This is a genomic window from Kribbella sp. NPDC054772 (assembly GCF_053611945.1).
The window spans coordinates 111,112-117,111 of sequence record NZ_JBSHBJ010000024.1 but is presented as its reverse complement, the minus strand read 5'-3'; the positions used below and the strand labels follow the sequence as shown (position 1 = coordinate 117,111).

Sequence of the window (6,000 nt, the reverse complement as noted above, 5' to 3'; positions counted from 1 at the left end):
CCTGCTCTCGCCCTGGTGCCCCCCGAGATCAAAAAAAAACACCCCATCCCCGCGCGGCCGCCCGCAGCCACCGCCGCGGCCCGCCCCCCCCCCCGCCCGGACTGATGCGCCCGGCCGCCCCCCTGTAGGCGTCCGGACGCAGGTCTCAGGGTCTGGTCAGCTCATCGAGCAACCGGCCTGCCATCGCGTCACTGCCGGGCAGGCCTTCGATCCAGATCCGGGCCAGCTGGGGTACTTCGGTGTCCACCCGCCACTGGGTGATCAGGGCTCGTACCGTCGCGACCTGCTCCGGCAGGTTCGGCTCGCGGCCGACGAGCGCCGCCGCGCGGTGTGAGCCGACGCGGCCCAGTACGTCACCGCCGCAGAAGACGATCCGCAGGCATTCCGCGACGTCGACGAGACGGAGTTCGCGCTCGAACGGCGACGTGCCCGCGGGATTGAGCGGTTCGACAACCACCAGTGCGTGGGTTTGCGGTACGGAAGTTCCACGGAATTCCGCCTCTCGGTAGAGCTCGCCGAGCCGGGACCGCAGGTGCGCCAGGCTGGACAGCCCGGTCAGCGGGTCCTCGCAGGACAGCGAGTGCAGGTAGACGAGCGAGGCCTCGGCCCAGCTGGAACTGAGTGCGCGTACCGCATCGAAAGCCGGCTCGCCCCCGGCGATCGAGCGGTACAACGCACTCAGCCCATCAAGTGCCTCCACCAGCGAGACGCCGTCCGTCGCCAGGCGACGTCCGACTTCGTCCGATGCAGGCACGACATCGGCTCCGTCCCGCAGCGCCTCGGCGATCGCGAGGTAGGCGCTGTGGTCGGTGCCAGCTGTGCCGTGCGGCTCCCTCCGGCCGCGCGGTTGCTCGATAGGGTCCTGGGCGGACTGGGACGACGCTTCCGGCCGGGTCCGGGCGGGCGACCCCGCCAGGTTCAGGGACTTGGCCGGACGCAGGTCGAACCGTCTGCGGATGTCCGCGAACAGCGACATGGCCCTCCTCGAATAGCCCCGTCAGTCTCCCGACCGGACGGCCGGAAGCGTCGTACGCCGATGAGACAGAGCCCGTGACGGTTCATGACGCAGATTCCGAGAACTTTTTTTCGCGTAACTTCTGGGCTGGTGTTCTCGTCAGGAAAGCGGCACAGTTCCGCGTCAGGAAAGATGCGCTCGGCCGTCACATCTGGGAGCCTTGTCCTCGGCAACTAAGTGACGGACCGTCACTTTGCCGAACAGAGAGTTGTCACTCAGCCCACGGGGGAGATGGATGGAGACGCCGGAAGGCCTGCCGGACGGACCGAGCGACGCCGAACTGATCGCCCGGGTCCGCAACGGCGACCTGGAGGCGTACGGCGAGCTCTATGCGCGGCACCATCACGCCGCCGAGCGGATGGCCCGGCAACTGGTCCCGGCCAACGACGCCGACGACCTCGCCAGTGACGCGTTCGCGAAGGTCCTGGACGCGCTGCGAGCCGGCGGCGGTCCCGACATCTCCTTCCGCGCCTATCTCCTGACGACGGTACGGCGGGTGCACGTCGACCGGATCCGCGCCGGGAAGAAGGTGCAGTCCACCGACGACATCGCGGCGTACGAACGGGAGCCGGAGGGTTTCGACGACCCGACGGTCACCGGCTTCGAGAGCGGTGCGGCGGCGAAGGCGTTCGCGAGCCTGCCCGAGCGGTGGCAGGCGGTGCTCTGGCACACCGAGGTCGAGGGTGAGAAGCCGGCCGCGATCGCTCCCTTGCTGGGCCTGACGGCGAACGGCGTGTCCGCGCTCGCGTACCGCGCCCGCGAGGGACTGCGGCAGGCGTACCTGCAGCAGCACCTGGCCGACGTCGGCGGGGACCGCTGCCGCTGGACGACCGAGCGCCTCGGCGCGTACGTCCGCGGCGGCCTGACCAAGCGGGAGAACCGGAACGTCCGCGAGCACATGGACGACTGCGTGAAGTGCACCGCGGTCTACCTGGAGCTCGTCGAGGTCAACAGCGCACTGCCGGCACTGCTCGCCCCGGCCCTCCTGGGTACGGCGGGACTCGGCTACCTGGCCGCTGCCTCGGCCGCGAAGATCGGCCTGGTCGGCTTCTTCGTCACCGGCTGGAAGAAGGTCACCGAGAACGGCACCCGGACCGCCGTCGCCGGTGGTGCCGTGGTGGTCGTCGCCATCGCCGCCACGCTCGCTGCGGTGGCGCTGACCGGCAACGACACTCCCCCGGCGGCGATCGACAAGCCGCCTACGCAGCAGCCGACCCAGCCGCCGGCTCAGAAGCCGACGCAGCCGCCCGCCAAACCGCCGACGGCGAAGCCTCCGGTCAAGCCACCGGCTTCCCAGCCGACGAAGCCGCCGACGACCGCGCCCACGACTGCGCCGACCACCGCGCCGACGCAGCCGAGCGCGACGCCGACGCCGACTGCGACCACGACCACGCCGGTCCCGACCACACCGCCGCCGAGCAAGCCGACCCCGTCGAAGCCGACGCCGACCACGCCGGTCCGCTACCCCGGCATGGTGACGATCAGCCTCCCGCCGGGCGGTGGCGGCGCCCCGGCCTTCGAAGGCGGCACCGTCCAGACCCGGTCGGAGTCAGCGGCGGGGGTCCGGTTCGTGATCACGATCAAGCCCCCGGCCGGCAACACGAACCCGGTGCAGATCACCTTCAAGTACGGCGCCGAGCTGACCTGGCCGATCACCAGCAACCCGCCGGGCTGGTCCTGCAGCGAGTCGACCGCGACCTGTACGGCGGCCTCGCAGACGAAGCCCGAGCCGATCGCGGTCACCTTCGACGCGCCGAACGGAGGCTCGGCCAACGACCGCACCTTCATGGTCGACGCCAAAACCGGCCGGCTGTACGACTACGCCTCGCGCACCCTGGACCCCGCGCGGAGCACCGACGAGAACCTGCTGAAGATCCTCGACGGCAAGGCGGACCCGGACGTCCACCACCGGATCATCACCGTTGCCCCGCGCACCGGTCGGTCCAAGGTGACGCTCAAGCTCAGCTACGGTTCGGCGCTGGAGTGGCCGATCGCGGCCAAGCCGGCCGGCTGGACGTGCTCCCGCAAGACCGCGACATGTACCGCGGCGAACCCTGACAAGCCGGCGCAGTTGCCGGCCGACTTCGACGTACCGGACGATTCGTCGGTGGCTGCTCGGACGTTCACGGTGGCGGCGACGGCCGACCTGGTCAGTGACACCGATTCCGAGGTGCTCGCGCCGGTGCAGGACGACGAGTCGCTGCTGCAGATCCTGACGCCGTCACCGCACGACGACCCGAACCCGTTCGTCTACAACCGGTTCCTGAAGGTCAACGGCGCGCAGGGCCGCAAGGTGACCCTGGAGATCTCGTGGGGCCGCAACCTCGCGCTGCAGCCGTCGATCGGCTTCGGGTGGACCTGCGAGCGGGCCAGTGACATCCGGAGCGCGACCTGCTGGACGAACAACTACAAGAAGCCGTTCAACTCCGAGTGGATCGCGTGGCTGCCCGGCAACGGGTCGAACAACGCCATCTCCGTGTACGCCCGGGTCGGTGGTCGCCAGGACACCGACGGCGTGCAGATTCCACCGTCGACGACGCGGCGGTGAAATCGGGTTGCCGGGTCCCCTATCCTGGTGTTGTTCGCGCTGACGGAACCGAGTAGCGCCGTACGCCACGTTCGAGAGAGTCGCCGGTAGCTGTGAAGGCGATACGTGGAGCGGTGGCGAAGACACTCCCGAGCGACTGTTGTGCAAGAGGCCGGATCGGTCCGATCCGGTGAAGGTGTGGTGGCACCGCGAGATTCCCCTTCGCCCACACCTCCGGGGTTCGAGACAAACCTGGAGGTGAAACAGCAATGCGCATTCTCAGTCATGAGATCCCCTCAGCAGTAGGCCAGTCCGTCACGGTGGCCGGCTGGGTGCACCGAAGACGACGGCTCGCCGCCGTCAGTTTCCTGATCCTGCGCGACCGGTCCGGCCTGGCGCAGATCGTCGTCAAGGGATCGCAGGAGCAGCTGGACGAGCTGAGCGAGGAGACTGTCGTCGAGGTGACCGGTACGGTCGCCGCGAACGCACAGGCCCCCGGCGGCGCCGAGATCGTCGACCCGGTGATCACGCCGCTGACCGAACCGGCCGCCACGCCGCCGATCGAACTGTGGCGTCCCACGGTCGGCGCCGGACTGCCCGTCGTACTGGACAACGCTCCTGTCGCGCTGCGGCATCCGGTGGTGCGGGCCGGCTGGGAGATCGCGTCGGCCGCCATGTACGGGTTCCGGGAGGCGTTGAGCGGTCAGGGTTTCACGGAGATCCAGACCCCGAAGATCGTCGGTACGGCGACCGAGTCCGGCGCCAACGTGTTCGCACTGGACTACTTCGGCGGACCGGCGTACCTGGCGCAGTCGCCGCAGTTCTACAAGCAGCAGATGGTCGGGGTGTTCGAGCGGGTCTTCGAGGTCGGTCCGGTGTTCCGTGCCGAGCCGCACGACACGGTCCGGCACCTGGCCGAGTACGTGTCGCTGGACGCCGAGTTCGGGTTCATCACGGACCATCGCGACGTACTGGCGATGCTGCGGACCGCTGTCGCGGGCATGTTGTCGGCCGTCGGTTCGCGGGCCGGCAGTGCGTTGGAGCGGCTCGGCCTGGAGTTGCCTTCGATTCCGGTCGACGTGCCCGTGCTGCACTTCACCGAGGCGTTGAAGATCGCCGGCGCGGACCCGGACGAGCCGGACCTGGCGCCCGCGGACGAGCGTGCGATCGGTGAGTGGGCGCTGCGCGAGCACGGAAGCGACTTCGTCGCGGTCGAGGGCTACCCGATGGTGAAGCGGCCGTTCTACACGCATCCGCAGCCGTCGGACCCGCGCTGGTCGAACTCGTTCGACCTGCTGTTCCGCGGCATGGAGCTGGTCACGGGCGGGCAACGCTTGCACCGGTACTCCGACTACGTCGCGGCCCTCGAGGCTCGGGGCGAGTCTCCGGACGCACCGGCGTACAGCTCGTACCTGCAGGCGTTCAAGCACGGGATGCCGCCGCACGGCGGGTTCGCGATCGGCCTGGAGCGGTTCGTCGGCCGGCTGACCGGTGCGGAGAACATCCGCGAGGTCACGTTGTTCCCCCGCGACCTGCACCGCCTGACGCCGTGACCGAGACCACCGCGTCGGTCGTCGCCGAGCTGAACGTTGCCTTAGGCACCAACTATCGGCTCGTCCGGCAGCTGACCGGTGGTCTGCAGTCGACGGCGTACGAACTCACCGACGGCACCACCCGGGTGATCCTCAAGTGGAGCGAGGACCCCGGGTGGGCGCCGCGCGTCTGGCGAGCGGCCGACCTCGTCCTCCGCGCGCGAGCCGTCGGCTACCCGACTCCTGCCTGGCTCGCGGTCGGTACGACGGCCTCCGGGGCGCCATATGAGCTCCAGGAATTCGTGAGCGGCACGCCATCCGTTGTCGACGTGTCACTCGCCCGAGAGCTGATCGGAATCTGCGAGCTGCAGCGGGATCTCGTCCCCGAAGACGGCGTGAGCTGGTCGGGGTGGTCGAGCGGCGTCGTCTTCGAGGACTGGGACGGCGTCTGGGCCCGAGTGCTTTCGTACGGCGGTGAGGCCGCAGAGTTGATGCGGCAGTTCGAGGTCCTGTGCGAACCGCATCGTGGCGAGCGACTGCCGGAAAACGATCTGGTGCACGGCGACCTGAATGTCGGCAACCTGCTCGTCGACGACGGGCGGATCGCCGGGATCGTCGACATCGAGGCGGCCGGGTCTGGGTCCCGCGCGTACGACCTGGTCACGCTGGCGATGTCAGCGGCCCGCGACGGCGCTGCGGCCGGCGTCGACGAACTGTTGGTGGAGGCCGCACTCCGAACCTGCGGTCCGGCCGCGGTCGCGGTGTGCGCGGCGGCGTCGTACGCAAGCTGCGCGGAGTTCGCCCACCAACGCTCGACGTACTCGCTCGGCCGGGTAAACCTTGGCGCCCGACGCCTACTCGAGCTGCTCAGCTGCACACCACGGACCGGGACCTGACACAGGAAACGGTGACCGGAGACAGGTAAT

Annotated in this window: 4 protein-coding genes; 3 read left to right on the top strand and 1 reads right to left on the bottom strand. The window is 69.4% G+C overall.

The genetic code is table 11. The annotated features are described in order from the left end of the window. Positions 1-145 precede the first annotated feature (145 nt). On the bottom strand, positions 146-976 hold the full coding sequence (locus ACWGID_RS29795; protein WP_452202111.1) for a hypothetical protein: 831 nt from the start codon (positions 974-976) through the stop codon (positions 146-148). Positions 977-1,250: 274 nt separating this feature from the next. On the opposite strand from ACWGID_RS29795, the gene ACWGID_RS29790 reads away from it, so the two are divergent. The 3 genes from ACWGID_RS29790 to ACWGID_RS29780 all read left to right on the top strand — a co-directional run bounded on the left by ACWGID_RS29790 (position 1,251) and on the right by ACWGID_RS29780 (position 5,970). Continuing rightward, positions 1,251-3,563 carry a sigma-70 family RNA polymerase sigma factor gene (locus ACWGID_RS29790; protein WP_452202109.1) on the top strand — a complete coding sequence of 771 codons (2,313 nt, stop codon included), beginning with the start codon at positions 1,251-1,253 and terminating at the stop codon, positions 3,561-3,563. A 248-nt stretch (positions 3,564-3,811) separates the two neighbouring features. Then, complete coding sequence (gene aspS / locus ACWGID_RS29785) at positions 3,812-5,095, top strand: aspartate--tRNA(Asn) ligase (RefSeq protein ID WP_452202107.1); 1,284 nt, start codon at positions 3,812-3,814, stop codon at positions 5,093-5,095. Continuing rightward, the gene (locus tag ACWGID_RS29780; RefSeq protein ID WP_452202105.1) at positions 5,092-5,970 is read left to right on the top strand and encodes a phosphotransferase family protein; all 879 of its coding nucleotides are present in this window, start codon (positions 5,092-5,094) and stop codon (positions 5,968-5,970) included. The genes aspS and ACWGID_RS29780 overlap by 4 nt, the downstream gene beginning before the upstream one ends. The last annotated feature ends 30 nt before the right edge of the window (positions 5,971-6,000 follow it).